Source organism: Cohnella sp. SGD-V74, from assembly GCF_003001675.1.
Taxonomy (GTDB): Bacteria; Bacillota; Bacilli; order Paenibacillales; family Paenibacillaceae; genus Cohnella.
On sequence record NZ_PVYW01000001.1, the window covers coordinates 425,135 to 444,230 of the forward strand.

Genomic DNA, 19,096 nt, shown 5'->3' on the forward strand with positions numbered 1-19,096 from the left:
TTGCTCTCGCCCTGCCTTACACGCCGATATGCGGAAATTGCCATACGACGGGCGTCAGCCGGATTTGTTCGTCCAGCCATTCCCGGGCAATCTCCCTGAACTTCCAGGGGTCCCCGCTGCAGAAAAACCTGTGAATCGGCAACATGTCCTTGCCGGCAAGCTCGTTGCTCCGCTTCAGCACGTCGTAAATCTCTCTGGCGGTCTCCTCCGCCGAATTGATCAGGACGACTTCCGGTCCCATGACTCGGGAGATGCTGTCAGCCAGAAAAGGGTAGTGCGTGCAGCCGAGAATCAAACAGTCCATCTTCGAACCCCGAAGCGGGGACAACGCATCCGCGACGATCTCCAACGCGCGATCCGAGCGGAAGTTGCCGTCCTCTACCAGCGGGACGAACGCAGGACAGGCGCGGCTGACGACTTCCACCCGGGGAGACAGGCGCTTTAACGCGGCTTCGTACGCGCCGCTCCTTACCGTTCCTTCCGTGCCGATGACGCCGACGATTCCGGATCTCGTTCGCCCGAACGCCGCTCTCGCGCCGGGGTTAATGACGCCGATGACCGGAATCGCCACCCGCCGGCGAATATCCTCCAGCGCTACCGCGGTTGCCGTATTGCAGGCAATGACGATCATCTTCGGATTGAACTGAACGAGATAGTCGACGATCTCGCGCGTAAACTGCGCGACCTCTTCCGCTGCTCTGGGTCCGTAAGGAGTTCTCGCGGTGTCGCCGAAATACAAAATTTGCTCAGATGGAAGCTGACGCATCACTTCTTTGACGACGGTCAGCCCCCCCACTCCGGAGTCAAGAACAGCGATCGCTTGCTGCACAGAAACACCGCTTTCTTCATTGTTGTAGAGGTCGCTTCAGATTACATTATGAGGACGAAGACCAAATGGTTCCCTCCGCGAACGGCAAAGAGCCGCCCCGCGGGAGCGGACGGCTCGTGTGCATATGCGCGAAGGCCGACGATCTTATTACAATGCGGCCGCGCTTTCCTCTTCCTTCTCGGCGGGAGCCGCCTCGGCGTCTTCCTGGCTTCTGCGCGAACGAATATCCGTAATCAGGCCGGACGTGCGTTTCGCCAGCGACTGCACGGCGGTGCCGGCTTGACGGCCGATATCGGCCGTTTTCTCTCCGACCTTGTGCGCCGTGTCCGCGATATCGCCGCGAAGCTCGCGCCCTGATTTCGGTGCCAGCAGCAGAGCGGCGACCGCGCCCGTAACGGCTCCGGCCAACGCACCCCACAAGAACGATTTTACGACTTTCTTCTCTGCCATCTTGCTCACTCTCCCTCTGATAGATCCGCATTCGCCTCCGGGTTGCGGCGATCGGCGGCCGAGGCGCGGTCGCGGCCGAAGCGGCTCTTCCACAAGGACCATAGCATGCGCCCGAGCTCCGACAGCTCCGCTCCCTCTCCTGCCTTGCTTTCGCCGGACGCGGACTGGAACGGCGCGGACAGACAGTCGCGGTACAGCTCCGTCAAGCGCGCCGTCGTCTTGGCGGCGGCATGAACGGCTTCCCCCATCGCCCGCGCCCCCTCCGCGAGCGAAGCGAAGCCTTCCAGGCTTCTCCTGGACAGAGCAAGCGTCTCTCTGGCTTCTTCCGCCAAGCTGCCGCATTGCCGCAAGGAAACCTCCGCCTCCTTGCCGACGGCTTCCGCCGCGCGCTCAAGCCGCCTTACCGACCTCGACAGCGACGCCAACGCGAATACGATCGCCGCCGCGACAGCTACCGCCGCCGCCGCAATTCCGTAACCCGCCACCTGCCACGCCATCCGCATCCCCTCCGTCCGCCGCTTTCCCGGGCGAATGCCCATGCGGTTAATACAATATAAGTAGCAGCGGCTTGTCTTGACACAGCGGACGGGCATAAATATTCGCGCTGTCCCGCAACTCGAATACGGACATAACAAAAAAAAGCTGTCCCGCAAGAGGTCAGGGAGCAACAAATGGCATTATCGATGAACAAGAACGGGGTATGTATCTCCTTACACTGCTGATACGATCATGAAATTTGGAACGGATAAACCCGTGACAGGGTAATTTCATGACCGTATGAGGCAGGCGCTTCGCTCTCCAGGAGATACATCCCCCTTTTCTATCTCGATAATACCTGTTGCCTGACATAAGGGACAGCCTTATGCGTTTGCCGAATCCGTATTGTCTAGATCAGCTCTTTCTTCAAATAGGCCTCGACCTGGTCGGAGAAACCCATCAGCACTCTCGGAAGCTCCGGAGTAAGCGGATGAAGCTCCTTGCGCGGCCAGAGGTCGTATTCCTGCACGAGCGTCTTGCGCAGCAGCACGAGACGGCGCAGCGGCTCCGCCACTTCGGTCGTGACGACGCCTTCCTCGGAGATGATATCGATAATGTCCTCGTAGCTGCTCGCGTCTCTCATAATGAAGCCGTCGATCAGGGCATGTCCGACATCCGTCGCAATCTCCGCGGCCAGATGAAGCGCGCGCTCCTGGGCGAGTCCTTCCGTCAACGCCCCGGTCCACGACACGGTCGCGGCGGACAGCGCCTGCGCAAGCTCGGGAAGACAGGCCAGCCGACTGCGAATGTAAGTTACGTTAACGTCGTACATCGGACGTACTCCCCCTATCATTTCTTCTTGGCGCGTCCTCTGCGTTTCAGCCATACGATCATGATGACCGCGCTGATCAAAATAAGGATCGTGTACGTAGCCATCTGATACACGTCGCCCATATTGGACGGATCTTTCTCCGTCGCAAGCGTCAGCATTTGATCAGCTCTCATAATCGACCGCGACCGAAGCTTCGCGGACCTCCGTCATATGCTCGATGACCTTTTTGTGCACCGGATGCACCTGATAAGCGTTAAGCGCTTCGAGCGAATCGAACTTCGTCACCAGGGCGATATCGTAGGAACGCTCGGAATGAATCACGTCCTTGCCCACTTCCAAATGACGAAGCTCGTCGATTTTGCCTTCCATGTCGCGCAGCACTTGAGCGGTGCGTTCGACGCTCTCGGGGCTGCGGTCTTTCAGTTTGAACAATACGATATGAGTAATCATGTTTCCCATTCCTTTCTTATCATGAGGATATGTCGTCCCGCGCATACTAGGCCATAAACAGCGAAAGGGGCATGCACGCGATATGCGCTATCCCATTACCGCAATATGTACGCTTATCGGACTTGCGCTTTGCCTTTTTAACATGACCGGCTACGATCCCCACAATCTGTTCCTGATGATGTTCAGCGTGCCGATGTGGTTCGTCGAGCTGTTCACCGATCTTCACAGCGTCAGCGTATGGCTCATGTACGCGCTTACGGTGCTTAGCTGGGCCTTGATCGGATATTTGGCGGATTTCGGCGTCTCCCGAACCCGCTCCCGGGCAAGAAGCCGATCATAAGGTTGGAAAAAAGGAGCCTGACGGCTCCTTCTTCTTCTATTCGACGATCAGTTTGGAAATCATCGTGGCGTGACCTTGTCCGCACATGATCGAACAGTGCAGCTCGTAAGTGCCCGGCGTGTCGAAAGTCACTTCGGTCTCCGGATTGTCCTTGTCCAGTTCGATGCCCAATCCGACGAACTCGACGCCATGAGTGCCGAGCGTATTGGAGTATTTCACTTTGTAGTTGGTTCCGGCTTTAACTTTGTACTCCGCCTGGTCGAACTCGAAGTTCGTCGCTTTAATTCTGAGCATCTCCTGGCCTTCGGCCAAAGTTTCCTCTTTCGGTCTCTCCGGCAGCGCGGTCGCCAGCAAGTAGACCCCCATTGCGCACGCGATCGTCACCAATGCGGACATAATCCATTTGTGCATTGTCTGCTCCCCTGCTTCCTACAAAATGTCTAACTCATATTCTACCTAAAATCCGCGTTTGAACTCAAGCATTTGTCGCGTTTCTTCCCGCAAAACTTTTGACAAATTCATGAACAACTCCGCATTCGACCGAGAAAAGGCGACTAAAACCGCTCAGTCGAGGTTGCGAAAATCGCTCGGAACCTTGCGGGCGACCCCCGCATTGATCGCTTCCTGAATGACGGCGCGCCGAACGGCGGGCACGACTTTGTCGTTAAACACGCTGGGAATGATGTACTCCTCGTTCAGCTCTTCCGGCGTCACGATCGAGGCGATCGCGTGCGCGGCGGCCAGCTTCATCGACTCGCTGATCGTTCTCGCCCGGGCGTCCAGAGCGCCGCGGAAAATACCCGGGAAGGCGAGCACGTTGTTGAGCTGGTTCGGATAATCGGAACGTCCGGTCGCGAACACCCGCACGTCCGTACCGGCCTCCTCCGGCGTAATCTCCGGATCGGGATTGGCCATCGCGAACACGATCGGGTCCGAATTCATCTTTCGAACGTCTTCGTTATGTAACAGCTTGGGCCGCGACAGCCCGATAAATACATCCGCTCCCGCAATCACCTCGGACAAGCTTCCCTTCTCGTTGTCGGGATTGGTCAGCTTGGCAAACTCGTTCCAGGCTTCATTGTCGTACTGCTCGTCCTTATGAATGGCGCCGAACCTGTCGACCCCGATCAGCCGGGAGACGCCCGCGGCCAGCAGCATCCGGGAACAGGCGAAGCCCGCGGCGCCGATGCCGCAGACGACGACCTTAATGTCGGTAATGTTTTTGCCTACGATTTTCAACGCGTTGATCAAGCCCGCGAGCAGCACGACGGCCGTCCCGTGCTGGTCGTCGTGGAACACCGGAATGTCCAGCTCTTCCTTCAGCCTGCGTTCGATCTCGAAGCACCTCGGCGAGGAGATATCCTCCAGGTTGATGCCGCCGAACGTAGGCGCGATCGCCTTCACGATGGAGATGATCTCTTCCGTATCTTTCGTATTCAGGCAGATCGGAAACGCGTCCACGCCCGCCAGCTCTTTGAACAGCATCGCCTTTCCTTCCATGACGGGCATCGCCGCATGAGGCCCGATGTCGCCCAGTCCGAGCACCGCGGTCCCGTCCGATACGACCGCGACCGTATTGCGGCGGATCGTAAGCGAGTGGGACTTGTTGATATCGTCGCGAATCGCCAGACAGACGTTGGCCACTCCGGGCGTGTACACGCGGGACAGGTCGTCGCGGTTTTTGATCGGAACCTTCGAACGAACCTGGATTTTCCCTCCGAGATGCAGCAGGAACGTCCGGTCGGAGACGTTGACCAGATGAATGCCCTTCATCGCCCTGACGGCGTCCGACAGCGTGCCGATCTCGGACGGCTCGGCGACGCTGACCGTGAGATCCCGTATTTCCGTTTTCCTGCCGGGCTGAATGACGTCGATGGCGACGATATCCCCCCCTTGCTGGCCGATCAAAGACACGAGTTCGCCGAACGTCACCTTCTGCTTGTCCATCTCGACCCGAAAAATGACGCTCGTCCCGCTTTCCAGTCTCATCTTGAATCAACCTCCTGGCTAAATGGGGTTACTCATCCATTATAGCCATTCCGCCCGAAACAAAAAACGATTCGTTTAACTCGGATTTTTCGGTTCCCCGGCCCGGTCGCGCAGCACCTGAACGATGCGCTTCAGCCGGTCGGGCAGCGGAAGCCCCAAACGTCCGTAATTTTCGATGATGGACAGCAGTTCGTTGGCGATATAGAAAAATACGGCTCCGCCCATGATCAAATCCGCTCCGAGCAGGACGTCCAGCCGGTGCGTAATGATCATGACGAGCAGAATAAGCCCTTTCTTGAACAGCCCCCAGAAGCCGATGTTGCTGTTAAGCCCGCTGCCTTCCTTCAGCGCCGCCGCCACGCCGGTAATATAATCGACGGCCATCAGAACGAGCAAAAAGGTTAGAGACTCGTTCCAGATGCCGAACGAGAAAGTGACCGCCGCTCCCAGGAAGGCGCATACCGTCCCCGCGTACAGTTGCATGTACCGTTCCCCCTCAATGTTGCAGATGATAATCTAGCATATGAGCGGTGGGACAAGATTGGAACGGTGTTTTTCATGCGTACAATCTCCCGATTTTGAGAAAAGCGATTGGCGCTTACAACCAAAAAGGCTGTCCCATAAGTAAAAAGAGGCGTACTAAACGATTATCGATGGATGCAGGGTAATGGGCATCTATCTCCCTCCGTTGCTATACGCTCCTGAAACCTGAATGGGTAAACCGGTTTCAGGAGCGTATGAGGCAGTCTGCGGGAGATAGATGCCCATCCTTTTTTGCATCGATAATCTGGTACACCCTACTACTTACGGGACAACCCTTTGGTTAGCATTTATTTATTTTGCTCTAACGTTGCGGAGATTTCGTTGATGCCAGCTCTGATTTCCATTAATTGCTCAAAGATGAAGTAACGCTCTAGCTTGTCGCTGAATTCCATAATACGTTCCACGAGAGCACCTATTTTGTCATTGGACAGCCCGAGATCACTTTTGGAGAACTTTTCCAAATCCTCGAAACTCATATTCCCTTTGTAAAATACGCTGACCGTGAACTTGATCGATTTGAACGACTTGGCCACTTCCTCTTTGGTACTGCCATACTCCTCGGCCAGCCGACCCGCGGTGCGAAATTTTCGATCCGCGAACATGTCCTTAATGATCAAAAGCAATAATTTGTTAAAATCCTGAATATCCATATCGCGCAACTGCTTTGCGTCAAAGTATATATCCAGATTTTTATTAATCTGTTCAATGATCGCTTTTCTTAAAGTACCGTCGACAAGACCTTCCGATTTTAGGTAAGCTTCCGCTTCTTCTTCACTAACCGTTTTCAAGCGCTCAAACAGATCGCTCCACAGCCGCAAAAAACAATCAAGGATTTCCTTCTGTTGTTTACTTTGCATAAATTGAATGAGAAACTTGCGTCCCTTCTCAATCGATTCAAGAACATTCCTCTGCTCTTCTGAAGGCAAGCGCTCATACCAGTCGTTGACCTTGCTTACATATTTGCTCAGATCCATTTCATGATCACTCGCAATCCATAAATGATTAGAAGACGGTTCTCAAGAAAATCACCTAAATTCAACGATATCCCAGTATTCATCATCAATTCTTGAACGGGAGTATGAACCTGTGGACCTCTCGAAATCCAGTCTGTTCCTTTCGCTCTTACTCATTCTTTCGAGGAAAATCGTATCGTCTATCTTGGTGTCTTCAAGCAAAGGGCGATCCTCGCGGTTGATCTCTTGGATAGACTTTAACAGCAACTGCCCATACGGCGTCAACGCATACCATCTATATTTCCCGCTATTCTTATAGTACACGAGATTCAGGCTGCGCATTTTTTTTAATACATTGCTCATGTAACTCGTCTTAATCATCATTTTTTCAGCCAAATCGCTTTGAACGATCTCTTCGAATTCGTGTATAAGCCTCATAGCCCTCTTTTCCAATGCTGTCAACGCATTGACTTGAACGGCTATTTCGTACGGCCGGACGAGATTGTCGAGAATTTCTACGAGCGTGAACAATTTGCCCATAACAAAGCTTTGACGGTCGAAGACCGTATTTTCATCCAAGTTTGCAATCAGTTTCTGATTAATTTCCCGCAATAATCCAAACTCGCCGTTCAATAATAATTGAGAAATGTAATCTTCAATTTCGTAAAGATCGATTTCGGCTTTTTCGAAATTTTTGCTCTGTAAAGAAGCGGTCAATTTTGAATACGAAATCAGCTTAACCGTATCCATATTTCCACCTCATTTCTAACGAATAGTTCACAATCACTTCACACCCTTATTTTAGCGTAATTATTAGGGAATCACAATTTTTCATTCCGTCTTAGCGAGCATTTCCCCTATTGTCTCCACCAGTGCAGGTCTCTCCTTGCCTTGATATATTCCGTGACGGATCGGAAAATAAACGGTCGTTGTGACGCTTCCAAAAGCAGGATTATTGCATATGAAAACTGTTGTGCCCGATTTTTTGCCTAATTGTTTCATTTGAAGTTCAAATTGTCCTCCGGCAGGATTCCCGGTTAGTGCCATCACGATTAAAAGCTTCACGTCGTGATTCACTAACGTCTTCTCCACCTCGCCAATCAGTAAATCCACACAAATAATAATGGCCATATTGCCAATCGGTGTAGGAATAATCCGGAGTTTTCGCTTGATGTCTATTCTTTCAATACTGTCGCAACCGTTCAATACGGATAACTTTCCTTCGAAGCCTGTACCATTCTTCAGAATGAACGGATGTGTTTTGAATAATTTGCAACGATTCGCATTGCCCGTATAAATTTCCGAGTAGTTATAATAAAATTGACCTTCTTGGTCATCCGTTCCGCAATATTGCCCCTCTACGTGAAAGGAGCCTGGAATCACAACCATTGTCGGATCGACGTCTATTACTTGTTGAACAATACTTCTTTGAAGATCAATCGGCGCTGACAACTCAGGAAAAATAATCAAGTCGGGGCTCTTGTCCATTACCTCCGTCAAAAACGAATTGATTCGTTCTCTGTAGCCTTCGATTAGAATATCCTTCAACCGAAACAGATTCCCTTGTTCTGTCTCATAGATGTCCCATTCGAATTGATCCAGCGAAGACATTATTCCGGGAATAAAGGCAATCCTCATTTCTAATGGATTCGCCTTGTACCTTTCAATCTTTTCGCTGACCGCGCGCGAAAGCGAATGATATTCAACGGCGTAACCATGATCCCTGATCAAATAAATAGAAGTTACTTCATCCTTCAGTTCAATTTCAGGATCAAATACCATCGCTTCGTCTTCGAACAGGATATCACTTAAAGTGTTTAGGTTTTTCCTGAGCAACGTCCCTCGGAATGTCGGTTTTGGAAATACACTTTCCCTCTTCTTTGAGGAGGATTCGAGAAGTTGTCCGAAAAACTCATCCAGCACGAATAACCAATTCGTTACAGTGAGCAATAGCTCGTATTTGTCTCTGCAGCTCGCAAGGAATTGTTTTATTAAGTCCAATATATCCTGAGTATTGAAATCGGTATAAATCGAGAAGCTTTGGCAGCTCCCAACGATCGACCGTTCCAATTCCGCTCTGCATCTCTTTTTTATTTCTCGATCCAATGTCCCGTATTTATCCGGCTCCGAACGCTTTATGGAAACATAATCGGCATAGTTCGCTCCATCCAATATGAAATAAAGATGCGCAAATAAATCTGTAAGTTCTCCGAAACGAAGGCTAATATCACATGCACAATTATCGCTGCGACATTTTTTGACCAGATCACGAATATTTACCGATTGAATCTCGCTGCAAAATATTTCTTTTCCAGTAATCATTTTCTGTTCCATGAGTTCACCATCTCAAGAAGAGTTAGGCATCTTAAATATAAAAGTATTTTACCATGGAAAATATTACAATGATATTGTGATCCATTTATGTAAATTCCCAACCTCTTTCGGGACTTATCTCCCGACTGCAATATTTGTCCCGCTTACCGCAGCAAAGCCGCCGCGACCCAGCGCGACGGCTTCCTGACTCGTATGATCAATAAGCTTCGAATTCGGAAATTTGCGCCGCAGGCCAGCCCGTGTTGTCCGTGATCGTCAGCCTCACGAACTTCGCCTTCGTTCCGTCCAGCGCGATCTCTACCGCGTTGGCAGACGCCGGATCGAACGTATACGCCGCCTTGGCCAGCACGGACGCATACGATTGGCCGTCAGAGCTTACAAGCACCTCGATCTCCTGCTGCCTCGTCTCCCAGGCGTCCTGCGGAGGCAGCCGCACGATCAGCTTCGTCAACTCCCGCTCCTCGCCCAGATCAAGCGTCAGCGATTGCGGGAACTGCTTGGCCGTGCTCTCCCAGTACGTGTACGGATCTCCGTCCACCGTCAGCTCCGGCGGGAACGCGTCGGCCGTCAGCGATGTCGCCAGCGCCTTCTTCCCAAGCGCCACGTTCGTCATCGCCTTGACCTTCTCGAACGTCTCCGTCGCCTTGCTCGCCTCTGCCGAGCTTGCCAACTCGACGTAAGCGACCTTGCGCTCCTTAACGACGCCCACGTAGTCGAATTGAACGTAGTCTCCTTCTTCCCGGACGACCAGGTCGGCGACCTTCGTCCCGTTCGCCTCGTATGCGCTTGCGACCGCATGCTTCCAGCCGTCGCCCTTCTTGATCTTCAGCGTCGTATCGGAGCCGATCGGCTGGTACACCCGGATCGCGTCCTTCTCCCGCACTTCGACCAAGTGATGCTCGCCCGCGTCGAGTTCAAGCCCGTTCAGCCTCACATAGCTCCCGGCCCGTCGGCTTCCGTCGGCCGCGGCGGCCTCATATCCGCCAGGAGCCAGCTCCGTTTCCGCGTTTATCGCGTATCCGGCTTCTTTGCTCCAGTTCGCCCTCACCGCATAAGCGCCGAAGTCCGTGAGAGTCACGCCCGGAGCAACTTCCCCGAAGCTTTTCACCAGCGAATCCCCGTACTGCGACAAAATATTTTTCTGAAGAACGGCTACCGCGTCCACCCACGGGTTCGCCACCCCGTTGAAGAAGTCCGCCGCCAGATTGTAGCCCATCGCCAAGTTCCAACGCAGCATATCCGGATCGTCCGTCATCGTCTCCGCAGCCAGGTCGTGATGGTATTGCAGCACTTTGTCCCGCAGCAGCATGCCGGACATCGGATAATAGTCCGCGTAGCTGGCCGTGTTTTTGCGATAGCCGAGCAGGTCCCACAGATAGGTCGAGCCCATGAAGCCGACGGCCCCGTCCGCCAGCACGTCGGTTCCGTCCTCCATGTACAGCTTGTGGCCGACCGAGCCGACGTAATCGCGCAGCCCCTTGAAGTAGGCTGTCGACGGGTCCGTCCCTTCGGGAATCGTCGCGTTGAAAGCGTAAGGGGAATTGCGAATGCCCCATTGGTCCTCGAAAATGCCGTCGAACCCGCCCTCCAGCAGCTTCTTGTGCTCCTCCGCGATGCGGTGCCTGAAGAACGGATGGGCCGGATTGGCCACGTAGCCGCTGTGCGCTCCGTAATCTTCCTTCATAATCTGCTTGTTGTCCTTCATGATGATCAAGTCTTCCATCGTCGTTCCTTCGGGAAGCTTCGCCAGCGTCGGCGAATTGACGCCCCACCAGCTCATGTTCGTGTACGGAATGACGAGATTGCCTTTGTCCTTCGCCGCCTGCATGAACGCCGCGAACGCTTTCTGGCCGCCCCATTGCGGATCGGGCGGCATGAAATCCGGGTAGTTCTCGTCATGCCCGCCCTTCTGGAAGCCGACGAGATGGATGACGCCGTTATAGTTCATCTTGTCGATGAAATTCGTCGTCAAGTGGCTCCAGCCGCTGTCCTTGATCGCGGAAACGTCCGTCTTGTAGAACGGAAGCTCGAAGTACTTCGTCTTGTCGGCGCCCAGCTTGTCGGACAGCGACTTGTACTCCGCGATGCCGTTCAGCTCGCGGTAGCTGGCGATCGTCTTCTCGTAATCGCCGAATTCCAGCACAACCGTCGGACTGCTCCATTTCGTCCCGGCCCCGATCCATGTTTTGTAGTTATGGACGATGCCCGACTTGCCTTTGTCGTCTACCTGGTTTTTGAACCCCAGCTCCGTCATCGGCGCGATATCGCGGCTCAGGTCGTATACGGCCAGCTCCCCGCCTCCCGTGCGCAGAGCCAAATAAGAAGCGAACAGAACGCCCGGGTACTGATCCTGGAACGAATTGCTTTCCTTGAAAAAGGCGTCCCGCAGCTTAACTCCCGGCAGCATCGGCAGCAGCGCGTCCTTCACTTCGGCGGAATCGACTTTCAGCTCGTACGGGAACCGGAACGACTTGATCGCCTTCTCCGTTCGGTTGTCGACCTCCGCCCGCAGACGGATGCGGTCGTCCACGTCGAACGTCGCCGCGATCTCGACTTGAATCTGGCCGCCGTAGCTCAGCGTAAGCTCGCCCTTGCGCGAATTCCAGTCGTACGAGAAGCTGTCCGCCTTCTGACCGTTCACGGACGAGTCGTCTTCGAAGAAAGCCCACCACAGCGCGTTCTCCCGGTTGCCCATCGTCAAGACGCCGGCCGCTTCCTTGTTCTTGATATGAGCGATCGCCCCGTTGTCGGCCCGGAACGCAATCTCCGCGCCGGCGCGGCTGACGATCAGCAGTCCGTCCTTGTCCTTAAAGCCGGCCTTGGCGCCGAGCGGCGAGTACAGCAGCACGTAGGCCGCGGCCGCCAGCAGCGCGGCAAGCGCGCCGACCGATATCCATATCGTTTTCGATAGCCGAATTCGCTTCACCGAACCTGCCCTCCCGTTATGCGGATTGGCCGAGGAGCTCGTTCCTCGGATACTGTAGAGGGTTGCCCCTCGCAAACTTTCGTTCGCCCAAGGCAACCCTCTTCTCTTTCTATTCCACTTTAATGTTATCGAAGAATTGCTCTTGCACCGTCTTCGCCGCGGCGTCCAGCTGCGCTTTCAGATCCACGCCCTTCTTGGAGAACACTTCTTGAATGACGTTCGTCATCGCCGCGTAGTATTCTTGCGTGTTGAACTGCGCTTCCGGCTTGCCGTCGAGCAGCGACATCAGCTCGTCGCTGTATTGATAGACGTTGTCGTACTTCGCGTAGATGTCCTTCAGCTTCTGGCCGTATTCGGAATCTTGGCTGAAGTACTGGATGACCGGCGGCACGAAGTATTTGTTTTCCGCTTTACGGGATTGGATGTTCGCTTCCAGCGACTCCAGGCCTTTGTCCGTGAAGTAGTCGAACACGGCGTAGTGGAATGCCGCATATTGCTCTTCCGGCGTCGCGTTCGGGTTGATGACGAGGAAGTCGCCGCCGAGAACGCCCGTGTGCTTGCCGCCCGCCGTTGCCGCAGGCATCGGGTACACGACGATGTCTTCCGGTCTCAAGCCGCCTTGGTTCAAGCCTTGGTCGACCGGACCGTCCGGACCCGCGATGACCATCGCCGTTCTGCCTTGAGCGAACGCGCCTACCGCATCGCCCCATCCGAGCGCCCAGTCCGCCGGGATGACGTTCGCTTCCTTCAGCTTGCTATAGAATTCCAGCGCTTTCAGACCGGCTTCGGAATTGAATTTCGCCACGACCTTGCCGCCTTCGACCGCCTGGATCTCTCCGCCGGCTTCGAACAGGAAGTTCGTCCAGTTCCATCCGGCTTCGTTGCCTTTGCCCATCGGGGCGATGCCGGAGATGCCTTTGCCCGGATCCGCGACCCCTTGCGCCGTGCTCAGCACGTCGTCCCAAGTCCAGTTCAGCGGAGGAACAGCAACGCCTTTGTCCTCCAGCATCTTCTTGTTCACGACCGTTCCGACGACGTAGCCTTGCTGCGGAATGCCGAAGATTTTGCCGTTGATGTTGAATTGATTCAACAGAATCGGGTTCAGCTGGTCTTTCTTGTCGTACGCGTTGAACAGCTCGGTAATGTCGGCCGCCCAGCCTTTTTCCGCGAGGAATTTGCCCTCGGTCGCGTAAGTGTTGAACAGCGTCGGCGCTTCGTTCGCGCCCATCTTGATGCCGATTTCGTTCGGGTTGTATTGCCAGTCGCTCTTCACGACTTCGACGTTCGGGAACACTTCGTTAAAGCGCTTGATTCTGTCGTCTTCCAACGCGCGCTTCTCCACTTGGTCCGGAGTCGGATAGTAGATGCTGATCGTCGCTTTCAGCGTGGCGGGATCGAAGCCGCCGGAGCCGCTGCCGCTGTCCGACGGCGTGTCCGAAGGACTCGACGATTGGCTGGCCGAAGGCGATGCCGAGGAAGCGGACGGAGACGACGTATTGTTCTTGTCGTTGCCGCCGCACGCGGCCAGTACCAGACTGAACACGAGAAGACAAGCGATTACCGTTGAAATCTTGCGCATTGTGTTAATCCCCTTTTCGTTTTGGTTTTGCTTACACGCTCATCATAATGGAGGCGCAATTCTTAAAGCGATGTGTATTCCTATTTCGATCATGTGCAGATTTACGCATGCTGGAAATCGGGATTATCCTTTTACGCCCCCCATATGAAGACCTCTGACGATGTATTTCTGGAAAATCAGGAACACGATGACCGGCGGGAAAGTTATCATCGACAGGATGGCGAACCTGAGGTTCAAGTCCAGCCGTCTGACGTTGATGACGTACTTGTATATGGCCGTCGCCAGCGGGTATCGTTCATCGCTCGACAGAATGAGCGACGGCCAATACCAATCGTTCCAGGCCGACGAGAACACGAAGATCGCCAGCGTCGCGAAGATCGGAATCGACAGCGGGAACGCGATTTGGAAGTACAGGCGAGGCTCGGAAGCCCCGTCGATGCGTCCCGATTCGAACATTTCCATGTTGATGCCGTCGAAGAACGTCTTGAGCAGCAGCAGGAAGAACGCGTTGGCCCCCGCGGGCAGCCACAGCGCCCAGAACGTATTCATCAGCCCGAGATCGCGCAAGTTGACGAAGTTCGGAATGATGTACGTCGTCGGCGGAATGAACAGCGTCAGCAGGAAGAAATACTGGATGACTCTCTTGTAGGGTACGTCCATCCGCGAGAGACTGAACGCTGCGAACCCGACGACGATTACGGTCATTGCCATGTTGCCGGCGAAAATATACAGCGTATTTCTCGCAAATTGCGGCAGATTGATATAACCCCATGCCTTCTTGTAGTTCTCGAAATGCCACTCGCTGGGCAGGAACGTCGGAGGGAACGAATTGACCTCCGTATTGAGCTTGACGCCGTTGAAGAAGATGACGAGCATCGGGTACAGCATCGTGCACACCATGACGAGCACGACGAACATCATCAAGTAATAGAGCGCGCGCTTGCCCGGACTCTTCAAGTCGTAATCCGATATAATGCCTCTCTCGACCGCTTTCATGCGCTAGGCCTCCTTCCTGTTGGACATCCGGTATTGAAGTATGGCCAGCACGCTGAGCACGATGAACATCAGCACGCCGAGCGCCGAGGCCGAGCCGTAATCCTGCCTCGTGAACGCATATCGGATAACCAGCAAGGCGTAGGTCAGCGTCGCGTTGTTCGGCCCGCCGTCCAGAACCGCGTAATGCGTCTGGAAGTTCTGCGAAGTCGCGATCAACTGCAGCAGGAGCAGCAGCACGATTTGGTTTTTGATCGCCGGAAGCGTAATGTAGCGGATTCTCTGCCAGACGCCGGCGCCGTCGATCTCGGCCGCCTCGTACCAATCGCGCGGAATGCTTAGAATGGCGGCGATGTAGATGAGCAGCGCCGAGCCGAAGCTCTGCCACGTCTCCATGATGACGATGGAGATCATCGACCAGGCCTTGTCCGTCAAGAAGAGGACGGAATCGAAGCCGACTCTCGTCAGCACGGCGTTGATCGGACCTACCGGATCGTACAGCCATCTCCACAGGCCGTACAGCACGACGACCGGCACGACGTAGGGCAAATAGGCCGCGATCCGGGCGAAGCCCTGGAACTTCCTCATCTCGGAGATGGCGATGGCGAACAGGATCGGAACCCAGAAGCCGATGACCAGTCCGAGGAACATGTAGTACAGCGTATTTTTTACCGATACGAGCACGTCCGGGTCCTTCAGCACTTTGGCGTAATTGTCCCAGCCTACGAACGTATCCCCTTTGACGAAATCGATGTGGTAAAAGCTGAAGACGATTCCTTTGCCGATAGGCAGCCACAAGAACGTGAAGAAAATGCCGATCGCGGGAAGCAGGAACAGGTAGCCCCACAAATGCTTTTTCCACTTGGCGGGAGGTCGCTTGGGCGGAGCGTCCAAGGGACGGATCGGGACTGCGGTCGTTTGATTCATTAGGTCTCCCTCATTCCTTAAGCGATCGCCGCCGGAGCCTGACCAGGCTTCGGGGCTCGCGCTTAGAATATCTTATCGATAAACTTTATTGTAGGAAAAGGAACGAGGCGTGAACATGTGCGTATCTATGCGGATCATGGGCATTCTTACTTCTTCATTTCGCTGGGGCTCATTCCGAAATATTTTTTGAAAATTTTGCTGAAATGCTCGGGAGATTCGTACCCGACCCGCTCTGAAATTTCGTATCGGCGCAAGTCCGTCGTCAGAATGAGCCGCTTGCTCTCCTCCATGCGCAGCTTGATGACGTATTCCCACAGATTGGTGCCCGTATATTTCTTGAACAGGTAACTGAGATAGTTCGGGCTGACGTGGTTTCTCTGCGCCACCTCATTCAGCGTCAGTCCCTTCTGCGCGTAGTTGGCGAGCACGTACTCCTGCGCCTTCTCGACGATCAGGTTGTTCTGCGCGGCCAAGTCCTCTTCCGTCGGATCCTCGGACGGGAGCCCCCATTTGAAATCGCCGAAGAAGAACACGTGATGGTCCCGATGCTGGCGGTTCCAGACGATCGCCTTGCCTACCTGATCGTTCAGCTCGGGCAGAAATTCGTGCCCTTTCAGAATTTGACTGATGCCGACGACGCACTCGAAGCCCAAATATTTGCGAATGTTGAAGTGCAGGCTGCGCCCGATCATCTCGAGCTGATTGACTTTGTCCGAGCTGATATTGCCGTAGGCCGCCTCGTCCCATTGCACGATGATGCTGACGTCCCGGTTGGCGGAATAGAAAGAATGATGGCTCCAATCCTTGTCCAGAAGCTCGTTCACGATATTGAGCACAGCGTATTGCAGCAGCAGGACGTCCTTGTCGGCGATCGTCTTGCCTCCGCTCTCGAAATCGAGCCGGACTTTGAGCATGGCGAAGTAAGGGCCCCGAAGATCGACGCCCTGCTCCCTCGCCTGCCTCAGCAGCTCCCCCGAGGAGCCGGACTCGCTCACGAGACGGCTCAGAATGTCCATGCGCTGCGGCTGCGGCTGTTCCATGCGAAAATGCTCGCGCAAATCCGAGATCAGCTCCGCCTGATTCTGTTCGGGCCGGTCCATGTGCAGCAGCACGTGCCGGACGGAATTGAGCAGCTGCTCGCTGTTGATCGGCTTGATGAGATAGTCCCGGGCTCCGAGTCTCATCGCGAGCTGCGCATACTGGAACGTCTCGTGGGCGGAGATGACGATGACCTGCACCCAGGGCTTGACGATTTTCGCCTGCTGCATCAGCTCGATGCCGCTCATCGCGCCCATCTGGATGTCGGTCACGAGCAGGTCGATCGACTCCATTTTCAAATAATCCAAAGCTTCGTAGCCGTTGTGCGCGGTATAGATGTTCTCGATGTTCAGGCCGGAAGATTCCAGCAAATTCGCCAGCCCCCTGCAAATAAGCGGCTCGTCGTCTGCGATCAGAATGTTATACATTGGCGTTGCCTCCTCTGCCCTGATGTCGTTCTGCGGATTCGTCCTGCCGTTTCGGAATAACGGCTTCCACCTTCGTGCCTTCCGGTTGTCTCTCCTCGTAGCGCAGCCCGAACTCGCTGCCGAAATGCAGTTGAATTCTCTTATTGACGTTCTTGATTCCGTAGCCCGCTCCCGACTCCTCGTCGGAGATCAGCCGATTGATCGACGCGACGTCTACAGGCTTGTAGCCGTTGTCCTCGACAGTCAGTCGGATCAGATCGTCGTCCGAGCGGACGGAGACGACAATTTCTCCGTCCTCCCCCATATTGATCACGCCATGGATGATGGCGTTCTCGATCAGCGGCTGCAGAGTGATCTTCGGAATCAGGTAAGGCAGGGCGTCTTCCTCGACGTCCCAGCGGATCGAGAAACCGTATTCGTATCGCTTCTGCTGAAGACTCGTATAGGCCCGGGCGTGCTCCAGCTCCTCCTCGATCGAGATCAACTCCCTGCCCCGGCTTAAGCTGATCCGCATCAGCTTGGACAGTTCCTTGATCATCTCGGCGGAGTCGGCGTTGCCTTCCAGCGAGCTCTTCCAATAAATGCTTTCCAGCGTATTGTACAACAGATGCGGATTGATCTGCTGATAGAGAAGCTGCAGCTGCGATTCCTTCTGCTTGATCTCCATCGAATAATACTCGTGGATCATATCGTTGATCCGATTCGCCATATTGTGAACGGAATGAATGAGCACCCCGACCTCGTCGTTGCGCTCCCTCGACGGAGCGGACGAGAGCGGCTTGCCCGGCTCGTGGGACCTTGCGAACATCGCCAGCTTGCGCAGCGGATTCATGAGCGATCGCCAGAAATACATCATGACGATGATCGCGAACACGGAATAGACGATGGAGATCGTCTGAATGACCCGCTTCAGCGCGCTCTGCTGCTGCAGCAGCGATTGCGTCGGAATCGTATAGACGAGCTTCTGCTTCAGCGAGTATTTCGTATGGACGACGTAGATCGAATCGTCGGTCACTTCGCTGAGCGTCTCTTCCATCGCCTGGCCGGTTACCAGGCCGTCCGGAAACCGGAACGTCTCTCCCATCGTCGGGGTCGTGGCGGCCAGAATGCGGTCGGACCAGTCGGTCAAATAAAGCTCGCCGCCTTCGGGCAAGGATACGGTGCGGAACGCTTCTTCGATTTTCTTGTCCATCTTCGTCGCGACGAGCACGCCAACGACGCTTCTGCCGTTCGTGATGCTGTTGACCGCGCGAAGATACGCCAGCGTCCTCTGGTCTCCCCTCGGTCCGAAGTCGTCGATCAGCGCCAGCACGCCTTTGCCTTTCACCTCCAGCGCCGCCTCGATCCATGGCGTCTTCGTCTCGTCGGAATAGAAGAAGACCGAAGAACCGTTGTTTCTGCGGTTGATGTCCGGAATGGCCGGAGCGAACGGATAGCTGTTATTCGGATCGTAGACGAACAGGAAATAATAGATCGCTTCCCCGCCGAACAGGCCGACGGAATTGTTGCCGAGCAGCGTGTTCATGTCGCCGTACTTCACGACGCGATCGAACTCCGTATCCGTGTCTTTGCTGATCATGCTCTGCGTCACCGGGTTTTGGATGATCGTCGTCATGATGCGGCTGATCGTGTCGATATCCCGGTTGATCAGGAAGTGGTTCTGCTTGTTCAGCTCCTCGTAAGCGCTCGTGACATGCTCCTTCAAGATGTCCTCGGCTTTCGAGTTCGCGTACCAGTTCAACAAAATAACCGGACTGACCAGGATCAGGAACAGTAAAATGAGCTGCTGTCTGACGTTCATCCTCGTCAGAGGATTCGTTAACTTTAAGCGCACGGCTATCCCTCCAACGACTCTCGACAATATTATCGCACGCGATCCGTCGGTCGCGGCAGTGCAACTTCCCAACGTCGTACAAGCGCACCTAGTTTCCGTAGAATAACACATTATCAGGCTGGCGTAAGCCTTTACAATTAAGATTATGCATTCGAGTATTTCGTTTGCGGACTT

The 19,096-nt window shown here is 54.4% G+C and carries 19 protein-coding genes; 1 reads left to right on the forward strand and 18 read right to left on the reverse strand.

The annotated features are described in order from the left end of the window. Positions 1 to 16: 16 nt before the first annotated feature. From racE to B0G52_RS01995, 6 genes are all read right to left on the reverse strand, one after another. Positions 17 to 829 (reverse strand): glutamate racemase, encoded by an 813-nt coding sequence (racE, locus tag B0G52_RS01975; RefSeq protein WP_094041820.1) that lies wholly within the window; start codon positions 827 to 829, stop codon positions 17 to 19. 147 nt (positions 830 to 976) lie between these two features. Further along, a complete protein-coding gene (locus tag B0G52_RS01980) occupies positions 977 to 1,279 on the reverse strand; it encodes a YtxH domain-containing protein (protein ID WP_094041821.1) in 303 nt (100 codons plus the stop codon). Positions 1,280 to 1,284: 5 nt separating this feature from the next. After that, positions 1,285 to 1,776, reverse strand: a complete 492-nt coding sequence (locus B0G52_RS01985; protein WP_094041822.1) for a hypothetical protein — start codon at positions 1,774 to 1,776, stop codon at positions 1,285 to 1,287. 389 nt (positions 1,777 to 2,165) lie between these two features. Further along, positions 2,166 to 2,588 (reverse strand): DUF86 domain-containing protein, encoded by a 423-nt coding sequence (locus tag B0G52_RS01990; protein ID WP_094041823.1) that lies wholly within the window; start codon positions 2,586 to 2,588, stop codon positions 2,166 to 2,168. Between the two features lie 17 nt (positions 2,589 to 2,605). Next, entirely contained in the window at positions 2,606 to 2,761 is a 156-nt protein-coding gene (locus B0G52_RS35500; RefSeq protein WP_233162264.1) for a hypothetical protein, read from the reverse strand. Further along, positions 2,751 to 3,038, reverse strand: coding sequence for a Dabb family protein (locus tag B0G52_RS01995; protein ID WP_094041824.1), 288 nt, complete (start codon positions 3,036 to 3,038; stop codon positions 2,751 to 2,753). Before B0G52_RS01995 ends, B0G52_RS35500 begins: the two co-directional genes overlap by 11 nt. An 82-nt stretch (positions 3,039 to 3,120) precedes the next feature. Between B0G52_RS01995 and B0G52_RS02000 the strand changes: the two genes are divergently transcribed. Continuing rightward, positions 3,121 to 3,378, forward strand: coding sequence for a hypothetical protein (locus B0G52_RS02000; protein WP_094041825.1), 258 nt, complete (start codon positions 3,121 to 3,123; stop codon positions 3,376 to 3,378). A 36-nt stretch (positions 3,379 to 3,414) separates the two neighbouring features. On the opposite strand, the gene B0G52_RS02005 is transcribed toward B0G52_RS02000, so the two are convergent. The 12 genes from B0G52_RS02005 to B0G52_RS02060 all read right to left on the reverse strand — a co-directional run bounded on the left by B0G52_RS02005 (position 3,415) and on the right by B0G52_RS02060 (position 18,922). Further along, positions 3,415 to 3,789 (reverse strand): cupredoxin domain-containing protein, encoded by a 375-nt coding sequence (locus B0G52_RS02005; protein ID WP_094041826.1) that lies wholly within the window; start codon positions 3,787 to 3,789, stop codon positions 3,415 to 3,417. Between the two features lie 153 nt (positions 3,790 to 3,942). Then, positions 3,943 to 5,367: an NAD-dependent malic enzyme gene (locus B0G52_RS02010; RefSeq protein WP_094041827.1), complete on the reverse strand. Its 1,425-nt coding sequence runs from the start codon at positions 5,365 to 5,367 to the stop codon at positions 3,943 to 3,945. A gap of 75 nt (positions 5,368 to 5,442) precedes the next feature. Then, entirely contained in the window at positions 5,443 to 5,850 is a 408-nt protein-coding gene (locus B0G52_RS02015) for a phage holin family protein (protein WP_094041828.1), read from the reverse strand. A 347-nt stretch (positions 5,851 to 6,197) separates the two neighbouring features. After that, the gene (locus B0G52_RS02020; RefSeq protein WP_094041829.1) at positions 6,198 to 6,884 is read right to left on the reverse strand and encodes a hypothetical protein; all 687 of its coding nucleotides are present in this window, start codon (positions 6,882 to 6,884) and stop codon (positions 6,198 to 6,200) included. Positions 6,885 to 6,935: 51 nt separating this feature from the next. Further along, the gene (locus tag B0G52_RS02025) at positions 6,936 to 7,613 is read right to left on the reverse strand and encodes a MarR family transcriptional regulator (RefSeq protein WP_094041830.1); all 678 of its coding nucleotides are present in this window, start codon (positions 7,611 to 7,613) and stop codon (positions 6,936 to 6,938) included. 81 nt (positions 7,614 to 7,694) lie between these two features. Then, positions 7,695 to 9,197 (reverse strand): hypothetical protein, encoded by a 1,503-nt coding sequence (locus B0G52_RS02030; RefSeq protein WP_094041831.1) that lies wholly within the window; start codon positions 9,195 to 9,197, stop codon positions 7,695 to 7,697. 196 nt (positions 9,198 to 9,393) lie between these two features. Further along, entirely contained in the window at positions 9,394 to 12,123 is a 2,730-nt protein-coding gene (locus B0G52_RS02035; RefSeq protein ID WP_094041832.1) for a discoidin domain-containing protein, read from the reverse strand. Positions 12,124 to 12,232: 109 nt separating this feature from the next. Further along, complete coding sequence (locus B0G52_RS02040) at positions 12,233 to 13,702, reverse strand: ABC transporter substrate-binding protein (protein WP_094041833.1); 1,470 nt, start codon at positions 13,700 to 13,702, stop codon at positions 12,233 to 12,235. Between the two features lie 123 nt (positions 13,703 to 13,825). Further along, a complete protein-coding gene (locus tag B0G52_RS02045) occupies positions 13,826 to 14,698 on the reverse strand; it encodes a carbohydrate ABC transporter permease (RefSeq protein WP_094041834.1) in 873 nt (290 codons plus the stop codon). 3 nt (positions 14,699 to 14,701) lie between these two features. Further along, positions 14,702 to 15,622, reverse strand: a complete 921-nt coding sequence (locus B0G52_RS02050; protein WP_094041835.1) for a carbohydrate ABC transporter permease — start codon at positions 15,620 to 15,622, stop codon at positions 14,702 to 14,704. A 146-nt stretch (positions 15,623 to 15,768) separates the two neighbouring features. After that, positions 15,769 to 17,088 (reverse strand): response regulator transcription factor, encoded by a 1,320-nt coding sequence (locus B0G52_RS02055; RefSeq protein ID WP_094041836.1) that lies wholly within the window; start codon positions 17,086 to 17,088, stop codon positions 15,769 to 15,771. Then, positions 17,081 to 18,922, reverse strand: a complete 1,842-nt coding sequence (locus B0G52_RS02060; RefSeq protein ID WP_094041837.1) for a cache domain-containing sensor histidine kinase — start codon at positions 18,920 to 18,922, stop codon at positions 17,081 to 17,083. Before B0G52_RS02060 ends, B0G52_RS02055 begins: the two co-directional genes overlap by 8 nt. Positions 18,923 to 19,096 lie beyond the last annotated feature (174 nt).

What these genes read in the sequence shown, in the direction of transcription:
- B0G52_RS01980 (WP_094041821.1), bottom strand. Translation starts at nt 1,279, where the DNA reads ATGGCAGAGAAGAAAGTCGTAAAATCGTTCTTGTGGGGTGCGTTGGCC.
- B0G52_RS01985 (WP_094041822.1), bottom strand. Translation starts at nt 1,776, where the DNA reads ATGGCGTGGCAGGTGGCGGGTTACGGAATTGCGGCGGCGGCGGTAGCT.
- B0G52_RS01990 (WP_094041823.1), bottom strand. Translation starts at nt 2,588, where the DNA reads ATGTACGACGTTAACGTAACTTACATTCGCAGTCGGCTGGCCTGTCTT.
- B0G52_RS35500 (WP_233162264.1), bottom strand. Translation starts at nt 2,761, where the DNA reads ATGAGAGCTGATCAAATGCTGACGCTTGCGACGGAGAAAGATCCGTCC.
- B0G52_RS01995 (WP_094041824.1), bottom strand. Translation starts at nt 3,038, where the DNA reads ATGATTACTCATATCGTATTGTTCAAACTGAAAGACCGCAGCCCCGAG.
- B0G52_RS02000 (WP_094041825.1), top strand. Translation starts at nt 3,121, where the DNA reads ATGCGCTATCCCATTACCGCAATATGTACGCTTATCGGACTTGCGCTT.
- B0G52_RS02005 (WP_094041826.1), bottom strand. Translation starts at nt 3,789, where the DNA reads ATGCACAAATGGATTATGTCCGCATTGGTGACGATCGCGTGCGCAATG.
- B0G52_RS02010 (WP_094041827.1), bottom strand. Translation starts at nt 5,367, where the DNA reads ATGAGACTGGAAAGCGGGACGAGCGTCATTTTTCGGGTCGAGATGGAC.
- B0G52_RS02015 (WP_094041828.1), bottom strand. Translation starts at nt 5,850, where the DNA reads ATGCAACTGTACGCGGGGACGGTATGCGCCTTCCTGGGAGCGGCGGTC.
- B0G52_RS02020 (WP_094041829.1), bottom strand. Translation starts at nt 6,884, where the DNA reads ATGGATCTGAGCAAATATGTAAGCAAGGTCAACGACTGGTATGAGCGC.
- B0G52_RS02025 (WP_094041830.1), bottom strand. Translation starts at nt 7,613, where the DNA reads ATGGATACGGTTAAGCTGATTTCGTATTCAAAATTGACCGCTTCTTTA.
- B0G52_RS02030 (WP_094041831.1), bottom strand. Translation starts at nt 9,197, where the DNA reads ATGGAACAGAAAATGATTACTGGAAAAGAAATATTTTGCAGCGAGATT.
- B0G52_RS02040 (WP_094041833.1), bottom strand. Translation starts at nt 13,702, where the DNA reads ATGCGCAAGATTTCAACGGTAATCGCTTGTCTTCTCGTGTTCAGTCTG.
- B0G52_RS02045 (WP_094041834.1), bottom strand. Translation starts at nt 14,698, where the DNA reads ATGAAAGCGGTCGAGAGAGGCATTATATCGGATTACGACTTGAAGAGT.
- B0G52_RS02050 (WP_094041835.1), bottom strand. Translation starts at nt 15,622, where the DNA reads ATGAATCAAACGACCGCAGTCCCGATCCGTCCCTTGGACGCTCCGCCC.
- B0G52_RS02055 (WP_094041836.1), bottom strand. Translation starts at nt 17,088, where the DNA reads ATGTATAACATTCTGATCGCAGACGACGAGCCGCTTATTTGCAGGGGG.